The organism is Bradyrhizobium iriomotense, from assembly GCF_018130765.1.
Lineage (GTDB): Bacteria > Pseudomonadota > Alphaproteobacteria > Rhizobiales > Xanthobacteraceae > Bradyrhizobium > Bradyrhizobium iriomotense_A.
This window is the reverse complement of the sequence record NZ_JAFCJZ010000022.1, coordinates 116,838-140,737: the sequence shown is the minus strand read 5'-3', so window position 1 is coordinate 140,737 and position 23,900 is coordinate 116,838. Positions and strand designations below refer to the sequence as shown.

Annotated in this window: 23 protein-coding genes and 1 pseudogene; 17 read left to right on the top strand and 7 right to left on the bottom strand. The window is 65.9% G+C overall.

All coding sequences use genetic code 11. The annotated features are described in order from the left end of the window. Nucleotides 1-23: 23 nt before the first annotated feature. Nucleotides 24-1,149 (bottom strand): annotated as a pseudogene (locus JQ635_RS30765) (helix-turn-helix domain-containing protein). Between the two features lie 213 nt (nt 1,150-1,362). On the opposite strand from JQ635_RS30765, the gene napE reads away from it, so the two are divergent. From napE to JQ635_RS30735, 6 genes are all read left to right on the top strand, one after another. After that, nucleotides 1,363-1,548, top strand: a complete 186-nt coding sequence (gene napE / locus JQ635_RS30760) for a periplasmic nitrate reductase, NapE protein (protein WP_018641487.1) — start codon at nt 1,363-1,365, stop codon at nt 1,546-1,548. 27 nt (nt 1,549-1,575) lie between these two features. Further along, nucleotides 1,576-1,905, top strand: a complete 330-nt coding sequence (locus tag JQ635_RS30755) for a chaperone NapD (RefSeq protein ID WP_211413538.1) — start codon at nt 1,576-1,578, stop codon at nt 1,903-1,905. A gap of 16 nt (nt 1,906-1,921) precedes the next feature. After that, entirely contained in the window at nt 1,922-4,435 is a 2,514-nt protein-coding gene (gene napA, locus JQ635_RS30750; protein ID WP_211413537.1) for a nitrate reductase catalytic subunit NapA, read from the top strand. Beyond that, a complete protein-coding gene (locus tag JQ635_RS30745) occupies nt 4,432-4,902 on the top strand; it encodes a nitrate reductase cytochrome c-type subunit (protein ID WP_211413536.1) in 471 nt (156 codons plus the stop codon). Before napA ends, JQ635_RS30745 begins: the two co-directional genes overlap by 4 nt. After that, nucleotides 4,899-5,552, top strand: coding sequence for a NapC/NirT family cytochrome c (locus JQ635_RS30740; RefSeq protein ID WP_246583874.1), 654 nt, complete (start codon nt 4,899-4,901; stop codon nt 5,550-5,552). The genes JQ635_RS30745 and JQ635_RS30740 overlap by 4 nt, the downstream gene beginning before the upstream one ends. Nucleotides 5,553-5,652: 100 nt before the next feature. Further along, the gene (locus tag JQ635_RS30735) at nt 5,653-6,768 is read left to right on the top strand and encodes an ATP-dependent DNA helicase (RefSeq protein WP_211413535.1); all 1,116 of its coding nucleotides are present in this window, start codon (nt 5,653-5,655) and stop codon (nt 6,766-6,768) included. 133 nt (nt 6,769-6,901) lie between these two features. Here JQ635_RS30735 and JQ635_RS30730 read toward each other — a convergent pair whose 3' ends face one another. Beyond that, entirely contained in the window at nt 6,902-8,587 is a 1,686-nt protein-coding gene (locus JQ635_RS30730) for a caspase family protein (RefSeq protein ID WP_211413534.1), read from the bottom strand. A 251-nt stretch (nt 8,588-8,838) separates the two neighbouring features. Here JQ635_RS30730 and msrA point away from each other — a divergent pair, with 251 nt between their 5' ends. The 4 genes from msrA (at nt 8,839) to JQ635_RS30710 (ending at nt 10,784) form a co-directional block, all read left to right on the top strand. Beyond that, nucleotides 8,839-9,543, top strand: coding sequence for a peptide-methionine (S)-S-oxide reductase MsrA (msrA, locus tag JQ635_RS30725; RefSeq protein ID WP_211413533.1), 705 nt, complete (start codon nt 8,839-8,841; stop codon nt 9,541-9,543). Between the two features lie 43 nt (nt 9,544-9,586). Then, nucleotides 9,587-10,006 (top strand): peptide-methionine (R)-S-oxide reductase MsrB, encoded by a 420-nt coding sequence (gene msrB / locus JQ635_RS30720; RefSeq protein ID WP_211413532.1) that lies wholly within the window; start codon nt 9,587-9,589, stop codon nt 10,004-10,006. A 106-nt stretch (nt 10,007-10,112) separates the two neighbouring features. Next, entirely contained in the window at nt 10,113-10,277 is a 165-nt protein-coding gene (locus JQ635_RS30715; RefSeq protein WP_211413531.1) for a DUF3309 family protein, read from the top strand. Between the two features lie 213 nt (nt 10,278-10,490). Then, the gene (locus JQ635_RS30710; RefSeq protein ID WP_014492502.1) at nt 10,491-10,784 is read left to right on the top strand and encodes a hypothetical protein; all 294 of its coding nucleotides are present in this window, start codon (nt 10,491-10,493) and stop codon (nt 10,782-10,784) included. Nucleotides 10,785-11,031: 247 nt separating this feature from the next. Here JQ635_RS30710 and JQ635_RS30705 read toward each other — a convergent pair whose 3' ends face one another. Both JQ635_RS30705 and JQ635_RS30700 read right to left on the bottom strand, forming a co-directional pair. Next, nucleotides 11,032-11,607 (bottom strand): DUF4112 domain-containing protein, encoded by a 576-nt coding sequence (locus tag JQ635_RS30705; RefSeq protein ID WP_211413530.1) that lies wholly within the window; start codon nt 11,605-11,607, stop codon nt 11,032-11,034. Between the two features lie 60 nt (nt 11,608-11,667). Continuing rightward, nucleotides 11,668-12,096 carry a DUF5413 family protein gene (locus tag JQ635_RS30700; protein WP_211413529.1) on the bottom strand — a complete coding sequence of 143 codons (429 nt, stop codon included), beginning with the start codon at nt 12,094-12,096 and terminating at the stop codon, nt 11,668-11,670. A gap of 147 nt (nt 12,097-12,243) precedes the next feature. On the opposite strand from JQ635_RS30700, the gene JQ635_RS30695 reads away from it, so the two are divergent. From JQ635_RS30695 to JQ635_RS30685, 3 genes are all read left to right on the top strand, one after another. Continuing rightward, a complete protein-coding gene (locus JQ635_RS30695; protein ID WP_211413528.1) occupies nt 12,244-12,486 on the top strand; it encodes a hypothetical protein in 243 nt (80 codons plus the stop codon). Nucleotides 12,487-12,520: 34 nt separating this feature from the next. Then, a complete protein-coding gene (locus JQ635_RS30690) occupies nt 12,521-12,751 on the top strand; it encodes a hypothetical protein (RefSeq protein WP_211413527.1) in 231 nt (76 codons plus the stop codon). Nucleotides 12,752-13,007: 256 nt separating this feature from the next. Further along, nucleotides 13,008-13,280 (top strand): hypothetical protein, encoded by a 273-nt coding sequence (locus tag JQ635_RS30685; protein WP_246583873.1) that lies wholly within the window; start codon nt 13,008-13,010, stop codon nt 13,278-13,280. 117 nt (nt 13,281-13,397) lie between these two features. Here the strand turns inward: JQ635_RS30685 and JQ635_RS30680 are convergent, their stop codons facing one another. Together JQ635_RS30680 and JQ635_RS30675 are read right to left on the bottom strand one after the other, a co-directional pair. Further along, nucleotides 13,398-15,014, bottom strand: coding sequence for a hypothetical protein (locus tag JQ635_RS30680; protein WP_211413526.1), 1,617 nt, complete (start codon nt 15,012-15,014; stop codon nt 13,398-13,400). Between the two features lie 37 nt (nt 15,015-15,051). Beyond that, nucleotides 15,052-16,344 carry an adenylosuccinate synthase gene (locus JQ635_RS30675; protein WP_211413525.1) on the bottom strand — a complete coding sequence of 431 codons (1,293 nt, stop codon included), beginning with the start codon at nt 16,342-16,344 and terminating at the stop codon, nt 15,052-15,054. 397 nt (nt 16,345-16,741) lie between these two features. Here JQ635_RS30675 and mgtA point away from each other — a divergent pair, with 397 nt between their 5' ends. From mgtA to JQ635_RS30655, 4 genes are all read left to right on the top strand, one after another. Beyond that, on the top strand, nt 16,742-19,240 hold the full coding sequence (mgtA, locus tag JQ635_RS30670; protein ID WP_211413524.1) for a magnesium-translocating P-type ATPase: 2,499 nt from the start codon (nt 16,742-16,744) through the stop codon (nt 19,238-19,240). 154 nt (nt 19,241-19,394) lie between these two features. Beyond that, on the top strand, nt 19,395-20,327 hold the full coding sequence (locus JQ635_RS30665; RefSeq protein WP_211413523.1) for a DMT family transporter: 933 nt from the start codon (nt 19,395-19,397) through the stop codon (nt 20,325-20,327). A 297-nt stretch (nt 20,328-20,624) separates the two neighbouring features. Next, on the top strand, nt 20,625-21,560 hold the full coding sequence (locus JQ635_RS30660; protein WP_211413522.1) for a DMT family transporter: 936 nt from the start codon (nt 20,625-20,627) through the stop codon (nt 21,558-21,560). A gap of 90 nt (nt 21,561-21,650) precedes the next feature. Further along, nucleotides 21,651-22,628, top strand: coding sequence for a Bug family tripartite tricarboxylate transporter substrate binding protein (locus JQ635_RS30655; RefSeq protein WP_211413521.1), 978 nt, complete (start codon nt 21,651-21,653; stop codon nt 22,626-22,628). Between the two features lie 39 nt (nt 22,629-22,667). On the opposite strand, the gene JQ635_RS30650 is transcribed toward JQ635_RS30655, so the two are convergent. After that, complete coding sequence (locus tag JQ635_RS30650; protein ID WP_211413520.1) at nt 22,668-23,462, bottom strand: Crp/Fnr family transcriptional regulator; 795 nt, start codon at nt 23,460-23,462, stop codon at nt 22,668-22,670. Nucleotides 23,463-23,900: the final 438 nt, after the last annotated feature.

Here is a 23,900-nt window from a genome sequence, read left to right as displayed (position 1 = left end):
CTCTTGCCGGATCCAAAAATCGGCTAGCCGATTTCTCGACGCGGCTCGCTGATGTCAGCCCGATCTAGCCGGCTGAGCGCCTCGCGCCGGAATTCGGTCGGGGTTACGCCGGTCTCGGCCTTGAAGGCGCGATTGAAGGGGCCGATCGACTGGAAGCCTGCATCCATGGCGATGGTCAGCACCGGGACCTCCCGCTGCGTCATCGGACAGCGCCAGCCTGGCATCCTCAATGCGGTAGCGATTGAGGAACGCATTGAAGTTCCGATAGCCCAGCCCTTCGTTGATGGCCTGGCGCAGCCGGTGCTCGGGAACGTCGAGCCGTGCCGCGAGCGCCCCGATCGCAAGACCTTCCTGCCGGTAGGTCCGCTCCACCGTCATCAGATGGTCGAGACGCCGCAGCAGGATGGGATCGACGACGACCCGGGGATCGACGGCGACCCGGCCCGCGGGAGCACGATCGGTCCCGCGTGTGCTGCCGGATGCGATGGCCGCCGTGGCGTCGTTGACGGGCAGGGCTGGCTGCGTGGCGAACGTCCCCACTCCAGCCACCATGGCCACCACGAACAGGGCGAGCGCCGTCGTAAGACTGCCGGGCGCGCCGGGGACCGCGACGGGAATGGCCGCGAAGCCGGCACCGGCGACTGCAACGATGAGCCCGACATTAATGGCCAGCATCGCCAGCCGCAGCCGGCGGCGGCGCGCGACCAGATCGGCACGCCAGGTCTTGACCGTCTGGACCGCGGCCGCGAGAGCCAGCGCAAGATTCACGAGCGCCAGGCCTCGACCGCCAGCGCCCGCCAAAGCGGGCCAGTAAGCCCAGCCCAGCGTGAGCGCAAAGCCGAACGCCACGACGCCCAGCCACAGGGCGCCGTGCCATCGCCTCAGCACGAAATCATCGTCGAACGCCACGCGCGCCCACAGCCAGAACACGGCGGGCTGCGCGGACAGGATCGGCAACACCCACCACCATGACGATTTGGGAAAGAACGGGGCGGTGGCGATGGCGTAGAACACGCCACCGGCCGACATGGCAATGCCCAGCAGAGCCTGCTGGCTGGTCGCCTGCCGCAGCAGCGCCACGAGAATGATCAGCAGGAACACGCCGCTCGTTGCGCCGCGCAGCCCGAGATCAATGGCAGTGAGCCCCATCACACTTTGTCGCCTCTATCCGGGAACCCAACTTTCGCATCGCCTCCGCGCAAGCACAATCTAAACTTGCGGATGCGGTCGTGCGACACCCATGCTCGCAACTTGAACAGTTGATCCAGATCAACGCCGCGGCGGCCCAATTGCAGCAAAAGTGCTGCAAGGCAACGGCCCGGATGCCGTCCCGATTCCCATACCATCCCGAAGAGACCGAATATGTCGGCCCCTGACGACACGACTTCGCGCGTGCGCCGTAAGCGCATGGAGATTTTTGCGTTCCTGTTCCTGACTGCGGTCGTGATGCCCGTCCTCGCGGTCGGAACGGTCGGCTCCTACGGGCTCGGCGTCTGGATCTACCAGATGTTCGCCGGCCCTCCCGGCCCGCCGACCTCCGCGCATTGATCGTTCGACAAGCGAAAGACAGGCATCATGGCCCAAACCACGCTCGACACAACCAAACTCAACCGCCGTGCACTGATCACCGGCCGCGTGCTCAGCGCCGACCGCATCGTGCCGCCGCCGGGCGCCGAGATCGCCAGCATCATCGTGCAGGCGCGCCCCGAGAAGCTCGCCGAGGTCGAAGCCGAGATCACGGCGCTGCCCGGCTGCGAGATCCATGCCCGCGACGTGCGCGGCAAGCTCATCGTGGTCGCCGAGGCGCCCGATGCCGGCAGCCTCGGCACCATGCTCAACACCATCCAGTCGCTGCAGCACGTCTATTCCGCGGCGCTGGTCTTCCACGCCATCGAAACCGCCTGAGTCAGGAAGAGCCATCATGACATCGCCAAAGCTCGACCGCCGCCAGATGCTGAAGCTCGAGGCCGCCGCGATCGCCGCGGCCGCCGCCGGGCTGCCGGCGCCGGCGCTCGCCGCCAACCTCACCGCCGAGCGCGAGGTGAGCGAATTGAAATGGGACAAGGCCGCCTGTCGCTTCTGCGGCACCGGCTGCTCGGTGATGGTCGCGACCAAGGACAACCGCGTCGTCGCCACGCACGGCGACATCAAGGCCGAGGTCAATCGCGGCCTGAACTGCGTCAAGGGCTACTTCCTCTCCAAGATCATGTACGGCCACGACCGCCTGACGCAGCCGATGCTGCGCAAGACCAACGGCAAGTACGACAAGAACGGCGACTTCACGCCTGTGTCCTGGACCGAAGCCTTCGACATCATGGAGCTGAAGTGGAAGGAGGCGATCAAGAAGCGCGGGCCCAACGGCGTCGCCATGTTCGGCTCCGGCCAGTGGACGATCTGGGAAGGCTATGCGGCCTCAAAGCTGTTCAAGGCCGGCTTCCGCACCAACAACATCGACCCCAACGCGCGGCACTGCATGGCCTCCGCCGTCGCCGGCATGATGCGCACCTTCGGCATCGACGAGCCGGCCGGCTGCTATGACGACATCGAGGCCACCGACGCCTTCGTGCTGTGGGGCTCCAACATGGCGGAGATGCACCCCATCCTGTGGACGCGCCTGACCGACCGCCGGCTGTCCGCACCGCATGTCCGCGTCGCCGTGCTCTCCACCTTCGAGCACCGCTCGTTCGACCTTGCCGACATCGGCATGGTGTTCAAGCCGCAGACCGATCTCTACATCCTCAACGCCATCGCCAACCACATCATCAAGACCGGCCGCGTCAACAAGGACTTCGTTGCCGCCCATACCGTGTTCAAGCGCGGCCAGACCGATATCGGTTATGGCCTGCGGCCCGAGCATCCGCTGCAGAAGAAGGCGACGGGCGCCGCGAAACCCAACGACTCCACCGACATGAGCTACGACGAGTTCGTCAAGTTCGTCTCGGAATACACGCTGGAGAAGGCGGCCGAGATGTCCGGCGTGCCGCTGAATCGGCTGGAGGCGCTCGCCGAGCTCTATGCGGATCCGAAGACAAAAGTGGTCTCGTTCTGGACCATGGGCTTCAACCAGCACACCCGCGGCGTCTGGTGCAACAACCTCGTCTACAACATCCACCTTTTGACCGGAAAGATCTCCGCGCCCGGCAACAGCCCGTTCTCGTTGACCGGCCAGCCCTCGGCCTGCGGCACCGCGCGCGAGGTCGGCACCTTCTCGCACCGCCTGCCGGCCGACATGGTCGTGACCAACAAGGCGCATCGCGACCACGCCGAGCACATCTGGCAGCTGCCCGAGGGCACCATTCCCGACAAGCCCGGCGCACACGCCGTGCTGCAAAGCCGGATGCTGAAGGACGGCCTGATCAACGCCTATTGGGTGCAGGTCAACAACAACCTCCAGGCCGGCCCCAACGCCAATGAGGAGACCTATCCGGGCTTCCGCAACCCCGACAATTTCATCGTGGTCTCGGATGCCTACCCGTCGGTGACGGCGCTCGCGGCCGATTTGATCCTGCCGACCGCGATGTGGGTGGAGAAGGAAGGCGCCTATGGCAATGCCGAGCGGCGCACGCAGTTCTGGCACCAGCTCGTCACCGCGCCGGGCGAATCGAAGTCGGATCTCTGGCAGCTCATGGAGTTCTCCAAGCGCTTCAAGATCGAGGAGGTCTGGCCCGAGGAGCTGATCGCCAAGAAGCCGGAATATCGCGGCAAGACGCTGTTCGACGTGCTCTACAAGAACGGCCAGGTCGACAAATTCCCTGTTACGGAGATCGAGGCCGGCTACGCCAACGAGGAAGCCAAGGCGTTCGGCTTCTACGCGCAGAAGGGCCTGTTCGAGGAATATGCCCAGTTCGGCCGCGGCCATGGCCACGACCTCGCGCCGTTCGAAGCCTATCACCGGGAGCGCGGCCTGCGCTGGCCTGTGGTCAACGGCCAGGAGACGAAGTGGCGCTTCCGCGAGGGCAGCGACCCCTACGTCAAGCAGGGCACCGACGTGCAGTTCTACGGCTATCCCGACGGCAAGGCGCGCATCTTCGCGCTTCCCTTCGAGCCGGCGGCGGAATCGCCCGACAGCGAATATCCGTTCTGGCTCTCGACCGGCCGCGTGCTGGAGCACTGGCATTCCGGCACCATGACGCGCCGTGTGCCCGAGCTCTACAAGGCTTTCCCGGAGGCCGTGTGCTTCATGCATCCAGACGACGCGTCGGAAGCAAAGCTGCGCCGCGGCGATGAGGTGAAGGTGGTCTCGCGCCGCGGCTTCATCCGCGCCCGCGTCGAGACCCGCGGCCGCGACCGGCCGCCGCGCGGCCTCGTGTTCGTGCCGTGGTTCGACGAATCCAAGCTGATCAACAAGGTGACGCTGGACGCCACCGATCCGATCTCGCTGCAAACCGACTTCAAGAAATGCGCCGTGCGCATCGAGCGTGTGAGCCTGTCATGATGAAACGATTTGGAATAGCCCTGCTCGCGGTCGCGATTGCCGCCGGCGCGAGTTCGCTGACCGCGCAGACGGTGACCTCGGGACTGCGCGGCGCGGCGCCGCTCAATGACGAGGGCCCGGCCCCGCCGATGCTGCCCAACCGCAACACGTCCGAGAAGGAGGCGCGCAACTATCCGGAGCAGCCGCCCGTCATCCCGCACACGATCGACGGCTACCAGATCGATCTCAACGGCAACAAGTGCCTGTCCTGCCACGCGCGGGCGCGCACCGCGGAATCGCAGGCGCCGATGGTGTCGATCACGCATTTCATGGACCGTGACGGCCAGTTCCTGGCCTCGATCTCGCCGCGCCGCTTCTTCTGCACCGAATGCCACGTGCCGCAGAACACGGCCAACCCGCCCGTCAGCAACGATTTTACGGACATCGACACGCTGCTGTCGCGCACGAGCCCCGGTGGCCGGCGATGACGACCGCTGCTGATGAGCCCAATGCAGAGCTGAAGGCCAAGCGCGGCTTCATCGCGCGAAGCTGGGATTTCCTGCTCGAGCTCTGGGGCGTGCTGACCCGGCCGAGCTCGGTGTTCGCGCTCGGCACGCTGGTGCTGGCGGGCTTCGTGGCTGGCGTGATCTTCTGGGGCGGCTTCAACACCGCGCTGGAAATCACCAACACCGAGAAGTTCTGCACCGGCTGCCACGAGATGAAAGACAACGTCTACGCCGAGCTGAAGTCGACCATCCACTTCACCAATCGCTCCGGCGTGCGCGCCACCTGCCCGGACTGCCACGTGCCGCACAACTGGACCGACAAGATCGCGCGCAAGATGCAGGCCTCCAAGGAGGTCTGGGGCAAGATCTTCGGCACGATCGACACGCGCGAGAAATTCCTGGATCACCGGCTCGAGCTCGCCGCGCATGAATGGGCGCGCTTCAAGGCCAATGACTCCCTGGAATGCCGCAACTGCCACAGCGCCGATTCCATGGACATCACCAAGCAGTCGCCGCGGGCCTCGGTGGCGCACCAGCGCTTCCTGTTCACCAAGGAAAAGACCTGCATCGACTGCCACAAGGGCATCGCCCACCAGCTGCCCGACATGCGCGGCGTTCCGGGCTGGCAATAGGACCGCGGTCAGCCGGATTCGCCCCGCTTGAACCGGCGGGGCGAATGGTTAGTTTTGGGGGACGGCGAATCGCCTCGTTTCGCCCCTTCTCAAGACAGACATGGCCACTTTCACCCCGCATCAGGATGCCGCGCTCAAAGCCGTCGGCGACTGGCTCAAAGCCAAGCCCGGACGGGGCGGCACGCCGCCCGTCTTCCGCCTGTTCGGCTTTGCCGGCACCGGCAAGACCACACTGGCGCGGCATATCGCCGAGGGCGTGGACGGCGAGGTGAAATTCGCCGCCTTCACCGGCAAGGCGGCCCTCGTCATGCGCAACAAGGGCTGCGACGAGGCCTCCACCATCCATTCGCTGATCTACCGCGCCCGCGAATCCGGCGAGGAGCAGCCGAGCTTCGAATTGTGGGACGATGCGCCGGCCTCGAAGGCCAAGCTGATCGTGATCGACGAATGCTCGATGGTCGATGCCGAACTCGGGCGCGACCTGATGTCGTTCGACTGTCCCCTCTTGGTGCTGGGCGACCCGGCGCAGCTGCCGCCGATCCAGGGCGGCGGCTTCTTCACCAATTCGGAGCCCGACGCGATGCTGACCGAGGTGCATCGCCAGGCGCAGGACGACCCGATCGTACGGATGTCGATGGACGTGCGCGAGGGCCGCGAGCTCGACATCGGCCGTTACGGCGAGAGCGAAGTGGTGTCGCGCAAGGAGCTCGACCCCGACCGCGTCATGGGCGCCGACCAGGTGCTGGTCGGCCGCAACAACACGCGACGCGCCTACAACATGCGGGTGCGTCAGCGCCAGAACATCGAGGACGCCTTTCCCGTTGCCGGCGACAAGCTGGTGTGCCTGCGCAACAACCGCAAGAAGGGCCTGTTCAACGGCGGCCTGTGGCGCGTGAAGTCGCGCAACACCTCGCGCTCGAAATCGCGCATCCTCTCCATGCGGTTGTCGCCGGACGAGGATTTCGGGCACAAGGTGACGAAAGTCTCCGTGCGCGCCGATTGCTTCGAGGGCGGCGTCGAGCAGATCGCCTGGGAGCAGCGCAAGCCCTACGACGAGTTCGACTATGGCTACGTGCTGACCGTGCACAAGTCTCAGGGCTCGCAATGGGACGACGTCGTGCTGTTCGACGAGAGCTTTGCGTTTCAGGACTCGCGCGCGCGGTGGCTGTATACAGGGATCACGCGGGCGGCGAAGCGGCTGAGTATCGTGGTTTAAAACTCCGCTGCCGTAGGGTGGGCAAAGCGCAGCGTGCCCACGCTCTATTGCTTATAGAGAGAGAGATCGTGGGCACGGCGCGTTGCGCCTTTGCCCACCCTACGGCACCGCGGATGAGGCGCGAGTATTCCCCTCACTTCCCCGCCACAAAATAAAAATCCTCCCGTCCCGGCGGGGAGCCGTACGTGAACGGCTGCTGCTCGTGCTTGGTCGCGGCCCAGACGTCGTCGCGGACGATGTCGAACAGCTTTCGGATCTCGACCTTCGGCTCCTTGATCTCGCGGGCGAGCGCGGTGGCGAAGGGGCTGTTGGCGGCACCGTCGCCGTCCATCGCGGTTTCGCCGTGCTTGGCGGCATAGACCACCATGAAGCCGGCACCGGGCTCGATGTTGGAAAAGCCCTTGTCGACCAGCTTCAGCGACAGCGTGCGCTGCATGGTCGGCGCGAACGGATTGTCGCGGCAGGCATCGAGGACCACGAGCCGCATTTTTCGTGCGGCACCGACTGCGGCGATGACCTGCTCGAGTGCGACCGCTTGTCCCTCGGCGTCCTTGTCGGCGGCAAGCTTGGCGTCGACCGGAACGAGATAGTTCACCCCGCCGATCTCAAAACCGTGGCCGGCGTAATAGACCACGGCCCAGTCGGCCTTCTCCGCTTCCTCCGCGAAGGCCTTCAACGCGTCGAAGAACTTGTCGCGGGTGAGATCGCTGACGGAGATCACGGTCTGGAAACCGACATCCTTCAGCGCGCTCGCGATCAATTTCGAGTCGCGCGGCGGATTGGGCAGAGCGTGGACGTTCTTGTAGGCGCCGTTGCCGATCACCAGCGCAACACGGCGCCCGCCGGGCGCGCCTCCCGGCGCTTGCGGCGTCAGTGCGGCGAGCCGCTCCTGCGCGATCGCGCGGGCGCGCGCGACGTCGATCTCGTCGAACCTCGTCAGCGAATACGCAGCCGCGCGGTAGTCGGCGCGAGCCTGGGCGAGATCCTTCTTTCGCTCGTAGATCTGGCCGCGTCCGGAATGGGCGCGCACGCTGTTCGGGTTGAGCTCGATGACCGCGTTGTAGTCCTTCAGCGCGGCGTCGAGGTCGCCTTTCCTCATGCTGACCTCGGCGCGATTGTTCATTGCGAACACATTCTTCGGCTGCTTCTCGATCAGGCCGTTGCAGTCGGCGAGCGCCAGATCGTACTTGCCCATCAAGCCGTAGGTGACGCAGCGGTTGCCGGCGATCTGCGGCGCGGTCGGATCGATCTTCTCGGCCTCCGCGAAATCGGCAATCGCGCCGTCATAGTCCTTCATCAGCGTGCGCACGCGGGCACGATTGGTCCAGCCGAGTAGGAATTTCGGCGTGTATTTGATCGACAGGTTGAAATCGTCGAGCGCGCTTTGCAGCGCGCCTCGGCGCAGCTGGATGACGCCGCGATTGTTGTAGGGAACACCGTAGGTCGGCCGCTTCTGGAGCGCGAGGTTGTAATCGGCCATTGCGAGGTCGTCCTGGCCCTTGCGCTCATAGGCGAGGCCGCGCAGGTTGAGCGCAATGACGAAGTCCGGATCGAGATCGATCGCCATGGACAGGGTCTCGATGGCGTGGACGTAGTCACGCTTGTTGATCAGGGTGTTGCCGCGCACGGACAGCGCGATGGCCTTGTCCTTGCCGGTGAGGCGATCGGCGTTGAGCAGATTGTCGCAGGCCGGTGCGCGGGCCTGCATGTCCGCCTGGCGGTCGCGGCAGAGGGCGAGATCGTCGCTGACCTGATCTGCCGAAGCGACGGCGACACAGGCAATCAGGGTGACGAGGGTCAGGGAAACGACGCGCAGCATGTTGTCAGGCCAGCTCCAGCCACCATTTTTCTAGGTCTATCGTCGACGGCGCGGGTTCATCTAGCGCGGAGTTCCGTATCCCGCCAAGCCGGCTGTCTCAGCCTGCGCTTTTCACAGAGTCGTGTCCGTCGCGGCGTAACAATCCTCACCCTCTCCCGTATCTCCGGTAACTGAAAATGCGGCCGGGCAGGCTGTTCGCCCGGTGCCAACCGACCTAGACTGTCGCAACCTTCCGCCAAAGAGGCTCCGCCATGCGTCGTCCTGCCCTCCTGACCCTGCTCGCCGCCACCGCCGCCGCGACACTGGCCTTTGCCATGCCATCCCGCGCCGCCGAGGAAGCGGTGGTGATCCCCGCCCCGGCCGTGGACGCAGCGTCCGCGAGCGGCATCCAGACAGCGGTGGTCGCCGGCGGCTGCTTCTGGGGCGTGCAGGGCGTCTTCCAGCACACCGCGGGCGTCGTCAACGCGGTCTCCGGCTATGCCGGCGGCACCAAGGCGACCGCGGACTACCAGACCGTGTCGAGCGGCCGCACCGGCCACGCGGAATCGGTCGAGATCAAGTACGATCCGAAGAAGATCTCGTACGGAAAGATCCTCCAGATCTACTTCTCGGTGGTGCACGACCCGACCCAGCTCAACCGCCAGGGCCCCGACATCGGCACGCAATATCGCTCGGCGATCTTCACCACGTCCGACGAGCAGAAGAAGGTGGCGGAGGCCTATATCGCCCAGCTCAACGGCGCCAAGGTGTTCGGCAAGCCGATCGTGACCAAGGTCGGCGCGCTGGAGGCATTCTATCCGGCGGAGGCCTACCACCAGGACTATCTGACGCTGCACCCGAACCAGCCCTACATCGCCTATAACGACCTGCCCAAGGTCGAGAACCTGAAAAAGCTGTTCGCGGATAACTACATCGAGAAGCCGACGCTGGTGAGTGCCAGCAAGGCCACCAACTGATCGCGAGATCATCCAAGCAAGATCACTGAAAAACGGGAGACCCATGCCCGACACCAAGGCAAAAACCACCGACGACAAAGTCATCAAGAGCGAAGAGCAGTGGCGGCGCGAGTTGACGCCGATGCAGTACGCGGTGCTGCGCGAGAAGGCGACCGAGCGTCCCTTCTCCGGCGAATATGAGCACGACCACCGTGCCGGCACTTACGTTTGCGCCGGCTGCGGCAATGTGCTGTTCGAGTCCGACGCCAAGTTCGATTCCGGCTGCGGCTGGCCGAGCTTCACCGCGCCCGCGGTCGAGAGCCATATCGACGAGGAGCGGGATGTCAGCCACGGCATGATCCGCACCGAGGTGCTCTGCTCCAAGTGCAGCGGCCATCTCGGCCATGTCTTTCCCGACGGCCCCGGTCCGACCGGCCTGCGCTACTGCATCAACTCCGCGGCGCTGAAGCTCGAGCCCAAATAACCTTGCGCCCGTCGGGTTCCCCCATGGAACCCGGTGGCGCGATGTGCTTTTCTTCCCTAGCGGTGCGGCCGATGATCGCATTTCGGCGTCCGCCAGGGAGGATGCCATGACCCTTGGGACCATCCTGATCATCCTGGTGATCATCTATCTCGTCGGCGGCCTGTCCGGCCGGCTCGGCGGCTACGGCTATGGCCTCGGCCATTCTGGCATGGGCATCGGCGGGGTCGTGCTGGTGGTGCTGATCGTCCTGCTGCTTCTTGGCAAAGTGTAAACCATATAAGTGATTGAAATAACTTATGTTATTTCGGTTGCGGGGCTGCCATGCATGGATTCATCATCTCGCATCGCAGGGGTCGCATTTTTGTCAAAACGGCCTATATTAGGGGACGAAAATGACATGTGCGGCGGGCCCGCTCGATCACGGTCGCTGCCCTCCCAAACCCCACGCGCTTAAAGCCCCAGAGAGATCACGAGGTCTTTGACCATGCGTCCACTGCGTCCGTTCAACTTCAACACTTCCGCCGAACTCTTCCCCGCTGCGATCCGCAAGAAGAAGCGCGCCGGCTTCACCTATCGCCGGTTCGGCACCGCGGCCGAGGCCGTGCAGTTCGCGATGGAGCAGTTGCCGACGGATTCGCTGAACGGCGCCTATCTCCAGGTCGAGGAAGCACGCTTCGACCAGAACGGCATCCGCTCGCTCTATGAGAGCGAAGCCTTCCCGCTGCCGCGCCGCCCCAGGCCGGCCCCGGCCGCCGAGACCGACGCCGACGCGGCGTAAGTTTTCGCAAACCTCCGATGCGCGCTGAAGGCGCGATGGCCGAAAGGTCGTCGCGCTTTTTGCGTTTTGGTGGGGGGCACGCTCTGTCGTCTCCCTCGCCCCGCTCTTGCGGGGAGAGGGCGGGGTGAGGGGCTGCTTCCGCATTCACGGTGACAACTGGACTCGCGGAGACTCCCCTCACCCGCCGCGCTTCGCGCGTCGGCCTCTCCCCGCAAGCGGGGCGAGGCGAAGAAGGCGACATCGCGCGCTAGATCCGCGGCTGCTTGTCGAGCCAGCGGCGGAGCAGGCGGACATTGCGCATGTTGGCGCGGAACATGACGTCGAAGGCATCGCCGGCGAACGGGACCATGCCGACCACGCCGTCGACCGCGACATTGCCGAGCATGCGCGCGGTGATGTACCAGGGCGCGCCCAGCGCCCTCGCCTCGCGCACCAGCCATAGCGAGATCGCGGTCGTGATGATGTCGCCGACCACGGGGATCAGCCCGATCAGCCCGTCGATGCCATAGCGGATGTTGGTGCCGGGCAGGATGAAGGCGACGTCGAGCAGTTTTGCGATCGCCTCGATACGGGCGATCCGCTGCTCGCGGGTCAGATTGCCGAACGGACTGCCTTGCCCGAATTCAAAGCGAAACTCCTGAAACCCTTGCTCAAGCGTCTCGGGGCGGATCTCGCGGCCATCCTGGTCGATGATCGGCCCGCGCGCGGTGCCTTTGGAGGTACCTTGGAAGGTACCTTGGAAGGTATCTTGGAAATTGTCGCGCGAACGGTCTCCCGAACGGGGCTTGCGCGGAACAAGAATGTCGTCGTCGGACATGGTCATGGTCTCTGTGGAACGCGCCAGCGGGACGGAGGGTTGCTGCCGCGTCCGAAGGTCGCGCGCTCAGGTCGGAGTCGCCGCCGCGGATTCCGGCTCCTCGACATATCTATGCACGAGCCAGGAGGAAATCACCGACGGCACGAAGCCGACCATGCCGTACAGGATGAACTGCACCAGGCCCGAATCCGGCCCGCGCGAGCTGTAGGTCAGCGAGGCCAGCACGAAGGCGAAGAGGCCAACGAGGAGCATCCGCAAGCTAGGGCCGATCCGGCGGATATGAATGAGAATATCGTCGACCGCGCCGATCATCAGCGAAGGCAGGAAGCCGAACAGATAGCTGTATTGCAGGGTCTTGAAGAACACCACGAACAGCTTGCCGACCTCGCCGAGACTGGTCTGGGTCCAATAGCCGGACTGATAGGTCGTCGTCAGCAGCAACAGGAACCCGCCGACGAACGGGCCGACCAGAGCAAACACCAGATAGCGTTTCATCAAATACCCTCACACCTCGCCCCGTTATAGCAGCGCCGCGGGAACCTTGAACAGCGGGGCGCCGGCCGCCTTCGAAGGGGGAACAAGTGGCAAGGCGACGAGTTCAGACAGGACCTTTGAAGTCTCCCTGTCGGATTGGAGCCGCCGATGTTCCGTAAATTCGTTCTGGCAACGATCACGCTCGCAGCCCTGAGCGGCCTGTCGAGTGCGCCCGCTCTCGCCCAGGGCCACATGGGCACGCCGCAGGAGCAGAACGCCTGCTCGCGCGATGCGTCGCGGCTGTGCCGCAAGGAACTCGGCAATGACAGCGCAGTGCAGAGCTGCCTGCAGGCCAACCGGGCCAAGCTGTCGAGATCATGCAGCAAGGTGTTCGCCAGCCACGGCATGTGAGGATCGGAAGCCCCTGCGAACGGAGAGTGAAGCCATGCTGCGCGACGAACAACTCTCGATCCTCAGGGACATCAGCCAGTCCGTCGCCTTCGCCGACGACCGGCAGGGCAAGATCGGCGAGCTGATCGCCGGCGGCTACGTGATGAAGGACGGCGATCTGTTCGAACTCACCGCCAAGGGCGTCACAGCGGTCGAGGAACATGCCGCCTGCCTCGGTGCTGATGATGCCGAACAAGCGAACGCATCATCCGACCGGCCGATCTGATCGCGCCGCGCCGCTTGCTGCGTGACGTGCGCGCAACAATTGCGAATTCCTTTGCGATGACCATTGCAGGCGCGTGACAATGGCGCATACTTCGCTCGGGCGGCGCAGCACTTTCGATTCGACATCCAAGTAATCGAGCGACCACATGCGGGATCAAGGTCCCGGCGTGAAGGCTGCGACATGCGGCAGATCAAGCCGCGTGCGGCGCCCCAAAACCAAGCGGCTCAAGCCCTAGGAACTCGGGGACCCATCCTGCATGACACGCTATCAGACCATCGCTTCGCTCATCGCGCTCACCACCACCTTCGCACTCCAGACATCACCCAGTCTCGCCTTCTCGCAAGAAGCCCAGCAGATGTGCTCGGCTGACGCCATGCGGCTGTGCTCCAGCGAGATTCCCGATATCCCGCGCATCACCGCCTGCATGGTCAGGAACAAGGCGCAGGTCAGCCCCGGCTGCCGCGCCGTGATGGATCGCGAGCACGCAGCCGCCGCGGCAGCCCGCAAGCGGGAAGCGGCGGCGCAGTAAGCTGGAGGTCATTCCGGGGCGTGCGAAGCGCGAGCCCGGAATCCATTCCTCTACGTCACGTGCTGCGCAATGGATTCCGGGTTCGTGCTTCGCACGCCGCGGAATGACAGCAGCGCCTCAATCGCCCCACTGCGCGAAGGCGTCGTTGAAGGCGCGCTCGCCGGGGGCGCCCTTCTCGATGGCGATGATGGCGCGGCGCTGGTTGGCGTAGACCAGGGGCACGTCGAACCACGAACGCTCCTTCAGGAGCTGGACGTTGCGGGCGCGGTCGGCGTCGACGTTGGAGAGGCCGACCAGGAAGAAGCCGTCGGTGACCTTGACCGCGAGACCGGCGAGCGGCGTGCCGCGCGCCTGCTCGTTCGACTTCATGAGGATGCCCGGCACGTTGGAGACGCTGCCGCCCGGAAAATCCGGCGGCAGGATGAAGGTCAGCTCCGCGGTGTGGCTCGCCGGCAGCGAAGAGTCGGTATTGCGGCGGAACGACATCGTCATCTTGAACTTGCGGTCGGGAATCTCGATCTCGGCGCGCACGGCGACGTCGGCCTTCTGGTTGCCCGACGCCTTGATCGGCTCGAGCCGCCACACCACCGAGCCGACATATTGCTTGCCCTTCGGGTCTGACGGGTCCTCGTCATAGAGCACGACCTTCTGCGCCACCGGCGCGACCGGCTGGTCGCTGGCCGAGGGCTGGCCGACGCGGTCTGGGATCTTCGGCTTGCTCTGCGGCTGCGACGGATCCTTCGGCGCCTCCACCACCTGGGTCGGCGAGGACTTGAACAGGTTGGTGGCGGTCTGGAGCAGCGGCTTGCCCCAGAGGATGCCGGCACCGATCAGGATCAGCACGATGCCGACGGCGATCGCGCTCTTGAACGGGAACGCGGAGCCGCGGCGCTTGGGCTTCTTGGCGTCGCGGTCGAGGACGGGGATGTGCGGGCGCGGCGACGGCGGCTGCGGCGCGTAGCGCTCGGCCTCCTCGATCGACTCGTCATAGGAATAGGGCGCGTCCTGCTCGCCGGCGCGGTTCTCCAGGCTCGGCTCGAGCCGGTCGAATTCCGGTGAGGGCGAGGGCACGTTGGCGTAGGTACGGCGCGCGGCGCGGTTGGCCTGCGCGGCCGCGCCGCCGAGATCGTTGGCATCGGCCGTGATGTCGCGGAAGCCGCGCACGCCCGGGGCTGGCGGCAGCGCCGGCGGAGGTCCGATGTCTGGCGGACGGCGCCCACCCGCACGATCGCGGCCGGCCGGCGGCGGCGCCGGCGGTTCCGGCATCGACGGCGGCGCGGGCGGACCCGGCTGGCGCGGCGCGTCGAAACGCGGCGCGCGCGGCGGACGCTGGGCGTCGCCCTGGTCGTCGACGTTGATGGACGGGCGGTCGGCCCGCGGCGGCGGAGGGGCCGGACGGGTGCGCGGCTGGGACGCGGGCGGGCTCGCCTCGGTGGCCCGGGTGCTGGCGCGGCGGAAGGCATCGCCGCTGCCGCTGCGGCCGCCACCACCACCACCGGGGCGCGAGGCCTCGCGGGCGCGCTGGGCGGCCTCCGATTCGACCTTGCGGACGGCCTCTTCCAGCGACAGCCGTTCGCGGGTGATCTCGGATTCGGAGAGCGGCGGCTGCACGCTGCGCAGCTGCGCGATCAGTGCCGTGCGCGCCCGCTCATAGAGCGCGCGACGGCTTTCGCCGGGAGCGTTGGGGTCCAAGGCGGCAATAGCGCGGGCGATCAGCGGATAGTAATCAGCCATTTCTACTCAACTATACGCGCGTCCCGGTAAGATATCGTTAAGCCTCAAACGGATTTTGCACCAGGATAGTATCCTCGCGTTCGGGGCTGGTGGAAAGCAGCGCGACCGGGCACCCCACCAATTCCTCGATCCGGCGGACATATTTGATGGCCTGGGCCGGCAGCTGCGCCCACGACCGGGCGTTGGCGGTCGGCTCCTTCCAGCCCTCGATGGTCTCGTAGATCGGCTCGACCCGGGCCTGGGCGCCCTCGCCGGCCGGGAAATGGTCGATCTCCTTGCCGTCGAGCTTGTAGCCGGTGCAGACCTCGATCGTGTCGAAGCCGTCGAGGATGTCGAGCTTGGTCAGAGCAAGGCCATTGATGCCGCAGGTGCGGACCGCCTGGCGGACCAGCACGGCGTCGAACCAGCCGCAGCGGCGCGGACGGCCGGTGTTGGTGCCGAACTCGCGGCCGCGCTCGCCGATCTTGCGGCCGATCTCATTGTCCTGCTCGGTCGGGAACGGGCCCTGGCCGACGCGGGTGGTGTAGGCCTTGCACAGGCCGAGCACATAACCCACCGCGCCCGGCCCGAGGCCGGCGCCGGTCGCGGCCTGCGCCGCCACCGTGTTGGACGAGGTGACATACGGATAGGTGCCGTGGTCGACGTCGAGCAGCGCGCCCTGTGCGCCCTCGAACAGCATGCGCTTGCCGGCGCGCCGCTCGATGTCGAGCAGGCGCCACACGGTCTCTGCGTAAGGCAGGAGCTGCGGCGCCAGTGCGCTCAGCTCCTTCAGGATCTCCTTGCCGTCGAACTCCGGCAGATTGAGCCCGCGGCGCAGCGCGTTGTGGTGCGCCAGCAGCCGGTCGATCTTGTGCGGCAGGGTGTCGAGGTCGGCGAGGTCCATCAGGCGGATGGCACGGCGGCCGACCTTGTCCTCGTAGGCCGGGCCGATGCCGCGGCGGGTGGTGCCGATCGCGGTCGCCGCGTTGGCGGACTCGCGCAGGGCATCGAGCTCGCGGTGCAGCGGCAGGATCAGCGTGACGTTTTCGGCGACACGCAGATTGTCCGGGGAAACGGCAACGCCCTGCCCCCTGAGCTTGGTCACCTCGTCGAGGAAGGCGGCGGGATCGAACACCACGCCGTTGCCGATCACCGACAGCTTGCCCTCGCGCAGCACGCCGGAGGGCAGCAGGGCGAGCTTGTAGGTCGCGCCGTTGATGACCAGCGTGTGGCCGGCGTTATGGCCGCCCTGGAAGCGGACGACGATATCCGCCTGCTCCGACAACCAGTCGACGATCTTGCCCTTCCCTTCGTCGCCCCACTGGGCGCCGACGACGACAACGTTGGCCATTCGCGGGTAATCCCTGTTCAATCTGTCTCAAGGAGGCATGATCCTCGCGGAAAACCGGTGCCCACTTTTCCGGGATCATGCCTGACGCCAAGCCCAATCCGCGGCCCAGGACCGCTCGCACGCAAGGCAGCCAACCGGATAAAGGAAGCGGCCCCTCTAGGCAAGCAAGAACGGGGCTTTTTCGAGGTCCAAAGGCCGGCCCAAGCCTTTGATATCCCCTTAAAATCTCGCAACCTTTGCAGCCGGCGGGCACCCCGATTGACCCGCATCAACTGTTCCGGCCCGCAATTGCGCCAAGGGATAGCCAAGGGGATAGCGAGGGGATGGCCAAGGGATGGCTGTCACCTCCGCAGCTTACCCTTCCCGGGCCTTGAACCCTCCATTTTTCGGATCTGCCGTGACCAAGCCACCGAACAGCCAAGCGAGCCGGTTCTGGCACCTGTCGACGGATGCGCTCTGCACCCGGCTCGGCTGCTCCTTGCAGGGCTTGAGCGCCAGCGAAGCCGCCGAACGCCTGGGCCGTTTCGGGCCGAACAGCGATGCGCCGCCGCGCATCGAGGGCGCCATGCGCGCGATCCTGCGCCGACTGCTGGAGCCGCTGTCGCTGATCCTGCTGGTCGCCGGCATCGTCTCGACGCTGACCGGCGACGACATCGGCGGGCTCATCATCGTGCTGATTCTCGCAGGCTCGATCGGGCTCGACACCGTCCAGGAGGGACATGCGGTCCGCGCCGCCGAGATCCTCCGCCGCTCGGTGGCGCTGAAGGCCGAGGTCAAACGTGACGGCGCCTTTCGCGAGATCGACGTCGAGCACGTCGTTCCGGGCGACCTCCTGCGCGTCCGCGCCGGCGACATCATTCCCGCCGACGCGCTGGTGCTGGAGAGCACCGCCTTCACCGCCGGGGAAGCTGCGCTCACCGGCGAGCCCTATCCGGTACAGAAGCGCGCCGGAGCCGTCATCGACCCCGACGACACCTCGAACGCGCTGTTCCGCGGCGCCGTGGCGCAGACCGGCGAGGCGATCGCGCTCGTGGTCGGGACCGGCCGCGACAGCGTGTTCGGCGCGGCGGCCGCCGCGCTGGCCGAGACGCAGGCCCCCTCGCCCTTCGAACGCGATTTGCGCGAATTCGGCCTCGTGATCGCGCGCGCCACGCTGGCGCTGGTGCTGGTCGTGCTCACCATCCGCGTCGTGTTCGGCCGCGAGATCCTCGGTTCGCTGCTGTTCGCGGTCGCGCTCGCGGTCGGGCTGACGCCGGAACTGCTGCCGATGATCACCACGGTGACGCTGTCGCGCGGCGCGCTGCGCATGGCCGGCCGCAAGGTGATCGTGAAGCGGCTGGCCGCGATCCACGATCTCGGCGCCATGACGGTGCTGTGCACCGACAAGACCGGTACGCTGACTTCGGCCGAGATCACGCTCGCCAGAAGCATCGATGCCGCGGGCAGGGACGCGCCCCGTTCAGCGCAGCTCGGCGCCATCGCGGCATCGCTCGGCGGCGACCGCGGCTCGCTCGATGCCGCGCTCACCGCCGGCCGGCCGGATGCCGCGCAAGGCTGGCGGCTTGCCGGGCGGCAGGCCTTCGACTTCTCGCGCCGACTGGGATCGGTGCTCGCCACCGGCCCGGAAGGCGCGCTGCTGATCGTCAAGGGCGCGCCGGAAGCGGTGCTCGCATTGTGCACGATGGACGAGCGCGCGCGCGAGGGGGCCATGGCACGCGTGCGCGAGCTCGCCAGCGAGGGCCTGCGCACCGTGGCCATCGCCTCGCGGGCGTGGAGCGGCGCGCTGCGCGAGGTCGAGACGGACGACGAGACCGATCTCGCCTTCGAAGGTCTCTGCGCCTTCGCCGATCCACCGAAGCCGACGGCCGCGGCAGCCATTGCGCGGCTCGCAGCCAGCGGCGTGCGGCTGAAAATCCTCTCGGGCGACGCCCCCGTGGTGGTGAAGCGGCTCGCAGGCCTGGTCGGGCTCGATCCCAAGCGCGTGCTGTCGGGCGCCGACATTGCCGCGCTCAGCGACGAGGCGCTCGCGGTGCAGGTGCGCTCCACCGATGCGTTCGGCCGCCTCGCGCCGGACCAGAAGTCACGCATCGTGAAGGCGCTGCAGGCCGGCGGCGAGGTGGTCGGCTTCCTCGGCGACGGCATCAACGACGCACCGGCCCTGAAGGCCGCCGACGTCGGATTGTCGGTCGACGGCGCGACCGGCGTGGCGCAGGCGGCCGCCGACATGATCCTGCTTGCCTCGGATCTCGAAGTCGTCGCCGACGGTGTCGAGGAAGGACGGCGCACCTTCGCCAACATCCTCAAATATGTCCGCATGGGCGCCAGCTCGAATTTCGGCAACATGCTGTCGATGGCGGCCGCCTCGATCGCGCTGCCGTTCCTGCCGATGCTGCCGACGCAGATCCTGCTCAACAACCTGCTCTACGATCTCTCCGAGCTCGGCATTCCCTTCGACCGGGTCTCAGTGCAGTCCACGGCGCAGCCGCAGGTGTGGAGCATGTCGCGCCTGGTGCGCTTCGCCGCGATCATGGGACCGCTGTCCTCGGTGTTCGACGCCCTGACCTTCGTCGCGCTGCTGGTGCTGTTCAAGGCTTCGCCCGAGGAATTCCGCACCGCCTGGTTCGTCGAATCCATGGCGACGCAGATCCTCGTGATCTTCATCATCCGCACCAATGGAAGGCCCTGGCGCAACTGGCCCGATCCCGCGCTCGCGGCGTCCTCGCTGACCGCGCTGCTCGCCGCGATGGTGCTGCCCTTCACACCGCTCGGAGCCTGGTTCGGCTTCGTCGCCCCGCCGCCGATCATGATGCTTGGGATCGCGCTGCTCGTCGTCGTCTATCTCGCCTGCGCCGAGCTGATGAAGCCATTCGCGATCCGCGGTGGGCGCAAGAATTGAGGTTCCCGCCGTATCGCCTGCGCATGGAGGCGATGCGCCCTGCCCCATTGATATCGGGGACATTTCCGTGTCTCTGGGCTGGCCGGGCTATGAGCCGGCCCGGACACCGCCGGGCCGGGGCCCCGGCGCATGATGCGGGGCCATAACAATCACAATGTCCGCCACCGGCCAGACCACGAGCGCCGACACATCCGGTCATAACTGGGTCGCCAACCAGCCTTATCTGCTGCTCAGTATCACCGCGCTGTGCTGGGCCGGCAACGCCATCGTCGGGCGGCTCGCGGCCGGCCACATCCCGCCGGTGACGCTGTCGTTCCTGCGCTGGCTGTTCGCCTTCCTGCTGGTGCTGCCGTTCGCCTGGAAGCATCTGGTGCAGGACTGGCCCGCGATCCGTGGGCGGCTTGGCCTGATGGTCACGCTCTCGATCACCGGCATCGGCGCTTTCAACACGCTGCAATACTGGGCGCTCGAGCATACGCAGGCACTCAATACGCTGCTGCTGCAGTCGGCCGCGCCGCTGCTGGTGGCGCTGTGGTCGCTGGTCATCCTCGGCATCCGCCTCACTGCGGCGCAGGCCTTCGGCGTGCTGCTGTCGATGTGCGGCGTACTGACCATCCTCCTGCATGGCGACTTCACCACGCTGTCGAACATCGAGTTCAACAAGGGCGATCTCATCTTCCTGCTCGCGCTTCTGATCTTCGCGCTCTATTCGGTGCTGAGCTTGAAGCGGCCGGCGATGCACGGCCTGTCGTTCCTCGCCTTCACCTTCGGTGCCGGCGCCGCATGCCTGATCCCGCTGGAGATCTGGGAGCTCTCCGCGCGCCCGGTGATGAAGCTGGATGCGCCGAACCTGCTCACTCTGTTCTATGTCGCGGTGTTTCCCTCGACGCTGGCCTATCTCTGCTTCAATCGCGGCGTGCGCCTGATCGGCGCCAACCGCGCCGCGCCGTTCTTCCACGTCGTGCCGGTGTTCGGCTCGATCATGGCGATGGTGTTTCTGGGCGAGCACCCGCAGGCCTTCCACTTCATCGGCTTCGCGCTGGTGCTGTCGGGCGTGTTCGCAGCGTCAAGGAAGCAGGCGGGCTAGTTTCTTCCTTCTCCCCTTGTGGGAGAAGGTGGCGCGAAGCGCCGGATGAGGGGTCTCTATCCGCGCATTCAAATGAGAATTGGACTCGCGGACAGAGACCCCTCACCCGTCTCGCCGCTTGCGCGGCGAGCCACCCTCTCCCACAGGGGGAGAGGGGAAGAAGCTCGCACTGCATCAAGGATGCGTCCAACATATTAGCCGCCGGCGCCGCTCCTCGGCTCACGCCTGCATTGTAGCATTGCGGCTCTGTGACTTGTCCCACGACAGCAACCCGGGGCAAGGTTGCATCCGACGCCAATGACGATTGCTTCGCCCGCGCCACCGGCCGCCAATACGGCCAGCTGGCTCAACAACCAGCCTTATCTGCTGCTCAGCCTGAGCTCGCTGTTCTGGGCCGGCAACATCGTGCTCGCGCGCCATGTCGGCGCGCATGTGCCGCCGCTGACGATGACCACGATCCGCTGGTTCGGGGTGTTCTTGATCCTGTTGCCGTTCGCCTGGCCGCATCTGAAGCGCGACTGGCCTGCACTGCGCAGGAGCCTGCCGCTGATGCTGTTCCTGTCGCTGGTGGGCTTCGCCTTCAACAACGCGATCTCGTACTGGGCGATGCAATACACCGAGGCGCTGAATGCGCTGCTGATCCAGTCGGCAGGCCCGCTGTTCGTGGCGCTGTGGTCGCTGGTGCTGTTCGGCGTGCGGCTGACCGGCGGGCAGCTCGCCGGCATCGCGATCTCGCTGCTCGGCGTGCTGATCATCATCCTGCGCGGCGATCTCGCGGCGCTGGCAAGCATCAGCTTCAACCGGGGCGATCTCATGTTCGCCTACTCGCTGATCGCGTTCGGCCTCTACTCCGCCTTCATCCCGCGCCGGCCCAAGATCCACCAGCTGTCCTTTCTGTCCTTCACCACCTGCTGCGGCGCGATGATGCTGCTGCCCACCGCGATCTGGGAGGCAATGAGCGGCCGCGTCCTGCAATTCGACACCGTGACGCTGGCAACGCTGGGCTACATCCTGATCTTCCCGTCGACGCTCGCTTATCTGTTCTTCAATCGCGGCGTCGCGCTGATCGGCCCGAACCGGGCCGCACCGTTCTTCCACCTGGTACCGGTGTTCGGCTCGGCGATGGCGATCCTGCTGCTCGGCGAAAAGCTGCAGCCGTTTCACCTGATCGGCTACGCCCTGGTGCTCGCCGGCGTCGTGATCGCCTCGCGCCAGGGTTCGGCGGCGAAGTAATTCCGTGACGCGGGCGACAAACTCCCGCCTTCCGATTTCAGCGAAGAGAAGCTAGGTTCCCCGCAACGAAAAAAGAGGGAACGTCCAGACATGCTTTCAGCGTTGATCCGAAACCTGCGCACGATCGGCACCGCCGCGCTGTGCCTCGCCGCCTCGACCGCCGCGCAGGCCGACAATTACCCCAGCCGCAACATCACGCTGGTGCTGCCGTTCGCGGCCGGCAGCGGCACCGACACCACGACGCGGCTGATCTCGCAGCATCTGTCGCAGGCGCTCGGCGTCGGCATCGTGATCGAGAACAAGGCCGGCGCCAACGGCATGATCGCGGCGACCTATGTCGCGCGCGCCGCACCCGACGGCTACACGCTGCTGGTGACGACCAACACCACGCATTCGGCCAATCCCTATCTGCTCAAGAGCCTCACTTACGATCCGGTCAAGGATTTCACCCCGATCGCGCGCACCGGCGATCTGCCCTTCATGCTGGTCGTTCACCCCGAGGTCCCCGCCAAGACCGTCGGTGAGCTCGTCGCTTACGGCAAGGCCAACCCGGGTAAGCTGAGCTACGCCTCGGGCTCGTCCTCGGCGATCGTGTCGGGTGCGACCTTCGCGCACAATGCCGGGCTCGATTTGCTGCATGTGCCCTACAAGAGCTCGCCGCCGGCACTCAACGACGTCATGGGCGGCCGCGTCTCGATGATGTTCGTGGATATCCTGACCGGCCTGCCGCATGTCCAGGGCAACGCGCTGCGCGCGCTCGCCGTCACCACCAAGGACCGCACGCCGCTGGTGCCGAACCTGCCCTCGATGCAGGAGGCCGGCGTGCCCGATTTCGACATCTCCTCATGGCAGGGCTATTTCGGCCCGGCGGGCATGCCCAAGGAGATCGTGACGCGGCTCAACGCCGAGATCCGCAAGATCGTCGAGAAGCCGGAGATCAAGGCCCAGCTTGCGACGCTCGGCATGGACGCCTTCTCCGGCACCCCGGAGCAGCTCGGCACGTTCGTGAACGAGCAGCTGGTGTTGTGGGAACGGCTGATCCGCGACGCGGGGATCGAGAAGCAGTGAAAGCAGGATGGAAAGCTCTTGAGGCGACGCGCAAGCGCCTCATATGGCGTCACTCCGCTCGCTTGGCCATATGCCCTTGCGCACCCGCGACGCGGGGGTCGGGCCAGGCGTCGAGAAGATCTGCTCGACTTCGCGGCGCATCGTATCGTGGCATTCGCAGGCCGCGGCCGCGAGCCGCAGCCGGTCGACCTCGATTTGACCCCGTCGCTCGGATCTAATCGCTCCGGACGCACGCAGATTGCGCATCAGCAGCGTCACCGTCGTACGTCGGACACCGAGCATCTGCGACAATGCCTCCTGCGTGAGGGGGAGAACGTCATGATCGAGGCGGTCGCGAAGGTGGAGCAGCCAGCGCACCATGCGGGCCTGGACCGGATGCAGCGCATTGCAGGCCAGCCCGAACTGAAACTGGACCAGCATCGCCTTAACGTGAGTCTGGACCGCGTGGCGGATCGCGGGGCTCTGATTGAAGGCGGCGTGAAAGCGTGTCGCGGGCATCCGCGAGGCGATGCCCGCCGCACGAACGACGGCGGTAATCGCCGAAGGCGACGATCCCAGCACGGAGAGACTCCCCACAGCCCCCTCGCGCCCGACCGCCGCGGTGGCAACCGTCTGCCCGTTCGCCATATCGATCATCAACGAGATGGCCCCGCTATGGGGGAAGATGACGTGGTCGACCCGATCACCCGGTCGCGACAGCACAGCGTCCTGATCGAGCGTGACCACCTCAAGCTCGGGCGCGAGTAGATCAAAGTCCGCCGGCGGCAGTGAGACCAAAAGGCGATTGCGAATAGCGCCGGAATGAATCACTGCGGCCGACTCGCTGGGAGGCATCCAGCGCCTTCGCCATTCGAGGCGGCGCGGAACGGCGGCCCTATCATTTGCTTGAAACTACCTTCTGTACGCACGCAATTCACCCAGAGTCGCTTTTGCCCTCATCGTCGGCCTCGCGATACGCGCGCGAGCAATGCCGAACTCGATTTGGATGCAAGCGCGCGCGACAAGAAACAATTGCAAAATGCGTATGGGTAACACCGTAGTGCGGCGCAGAAGTTCCAATTTCCAGCATGCGGCAAAAGCTGCTGTCATCCCGAAAGGGAGTCGAATTGGCGCGCGGCACGTCGTAATCGTTCGACAATGCACGCAAGCGGGCATCGAGAAGCAGTGAGAGTCACAGGACGCCGTCATCGTCCGCCTTGTGCGCAATAGCGCGCTGGGGCGGGCGATCCAGTATTCCAGAGACAGCGAGGCTAGAGCCGAGAAGCCGCGGCG

What these genes read in the sequence shown, in the direction of transcription:
- napE (WP_018641487.1), top strand. Translation starts at nt 1,363, where the DNA reads ATGTCGGCCCCTGACGACACGACTTCGCGCGTGCGCCGTAAGCGCATG.
- JQ635_RS30755 (WP_211413538.1), top strand. Translation starts at nt 1,576, where the DNA reads ATGGCCCAAACCACGCTCGACACAACCAAACTCAACCGCCGTGCACTG.
- napA (WP_211413537.1), top strand. Translation starts at nt 1,922, where the DNA reads ATGACATCGCCAAAGCTCGACCGCCGCCAGATGCTGAAGCTCGAGGCC.
- JQ635_RS30745 (WP_211413536.1), top strand. Translation starts at nt 4,432, where the DNA reads ATGATGAAACGATTTGGAATAGCCCTGCTCGCGGTCGCGATTGCCGCC.
- JQ635_RS30740 (WP_246583874.1), top strand. Translation starts at nt 4,899, where the DNA reads ATGACGACCGCTGCTGATGAGCCCAATGCAGAGCTGAAGGCCAAGCGC.
- JQ635_RS30735 (WP_211413535.1), top strand. Translation starts at nt 5,653, where the DNA reads ATGGCCACTTTCACCCCGCATCAGGATGCCGCGCTCAAAGCCGTCGGC.
- JQ635_RS30730 (WP_211413534.1), bottom strand. Translation starts at nt 8,587, where the DNA reads ATGCTGCGCGTCGTTTCCCTGACCCTCGTCACCCTGATTGCCTGTGTC.
- msrA (WP_211413533.1), top strand. Translation starts at nt 8,839, where the DNA reads ATGCGTCGTCCTGCCCTCCTGACCCTGCTCGCCGCCACCGCCGCCGCG.
- msrB (WP_211413532.1), top strand. Translation starts at nt 9,587, where the DNA reads ATGCCCGACACCAAGGCAAAAACCACCGACGACAAAGTCATCAAGAGC.
- JQ635_RS30715 (WP_211413531.1), top strand. Translation starts at nt 10,113, where the DNA reads ATGACCCTTGGGACCATCCTGATCATCCTGGTGATCATCTATCTCGTC.
- JQ635_RS30710 (WP_014492502.1), top strand. Translation starts at nt 10,491, where the DNA reads ATGCGTCCACTGCGTCCGTTCAACTTCAACACTTCCGCCGAACTCTTC.
- JQ635_RS30705 (WP_211413530.1), bottom strand. Translation starts at nt 11,607, where the DNA reads ATGACCATGTCCGACGACGACATTCTTGTTCCGCGCAAGCCCCGTTCG.
- JQ635_RS30700 (WP_211413529.1), bottom strand. Translation starts at nt 12,096, where the DNA reads ATGAAACGCTATCTGGTGTTTGCTCTGGTCGGCCCGTTCGTCGGCGGG.
- JQ635_RS30695 (WP_211413528.1), top strand. Translation starts at nt 12,244, where the DNA reads ATGTTCCGTAAATTCGTTCTGGCAACGATCACGCTCGCAGCCCTGAGC.
- JQ635_RS30690 (WP_211413527.1), top strand. Translation starts at nt 12,521, where the DNA reads ATGCTGCGCGACGAACAACTCTCGATCCTCAGGGACATCAGCCAGTCC.
- JQ635_RS30685 (WP_246583873.1), top strand. Translation starts at nt 13,008, where the DNA reads ATGACACGCTATCAGACCATCGCTTCGCTCATCGCGCTCACCACCACC.
- JQ635_RS30680 (WP_211413526.1), bottom strand. Translation starts at nt 15,014, where the DNA reads ATGGCTGATTACTATCCGCTGATCGCCCGCGCTATTGCCGCCTTGGAC.
- JQ635_RS30675 (WP_211413525.1), bottom strand. Translation starts at nt 16,344, where the DNA reads ATGGCCAACGTTGTCGTCGTCGGCGCCCAGTGGGGCGACGAAGGGAAG.
- JQ635_RS30665 (WP_211413523.1), top strand. Translation starts at nt 19,395, where the DNA reads ATGTCCGCCACCGGCCAGACCACGAGCGCCGACACATCCGGTCATAAC.
- JQ635_RS30660 (WP_211413522.1), top strand. Translation starts at nt 20,625, where the DNA reads ATGACGATTGCTTCGCCCGCGCCACCGGCCGCCAATACGGCCAGCTGG.
- JQ635_RS30655 (WP_211413521.1), top strand. Translation starts at nt 21,651, where the DNA reads ATGCTTTCAGCGTTGATCCGAAACCTGCGCACGATCGGCACCGCCGCG.
- JQ635_RS30650 (WP_211413520.1), bottom strand. Translation starts at nt 23,462, where the DNA reads ATGCCTCCCAGCGAGTCGGCCGCAGTGATTCATTCCGGCGCTATTCGC.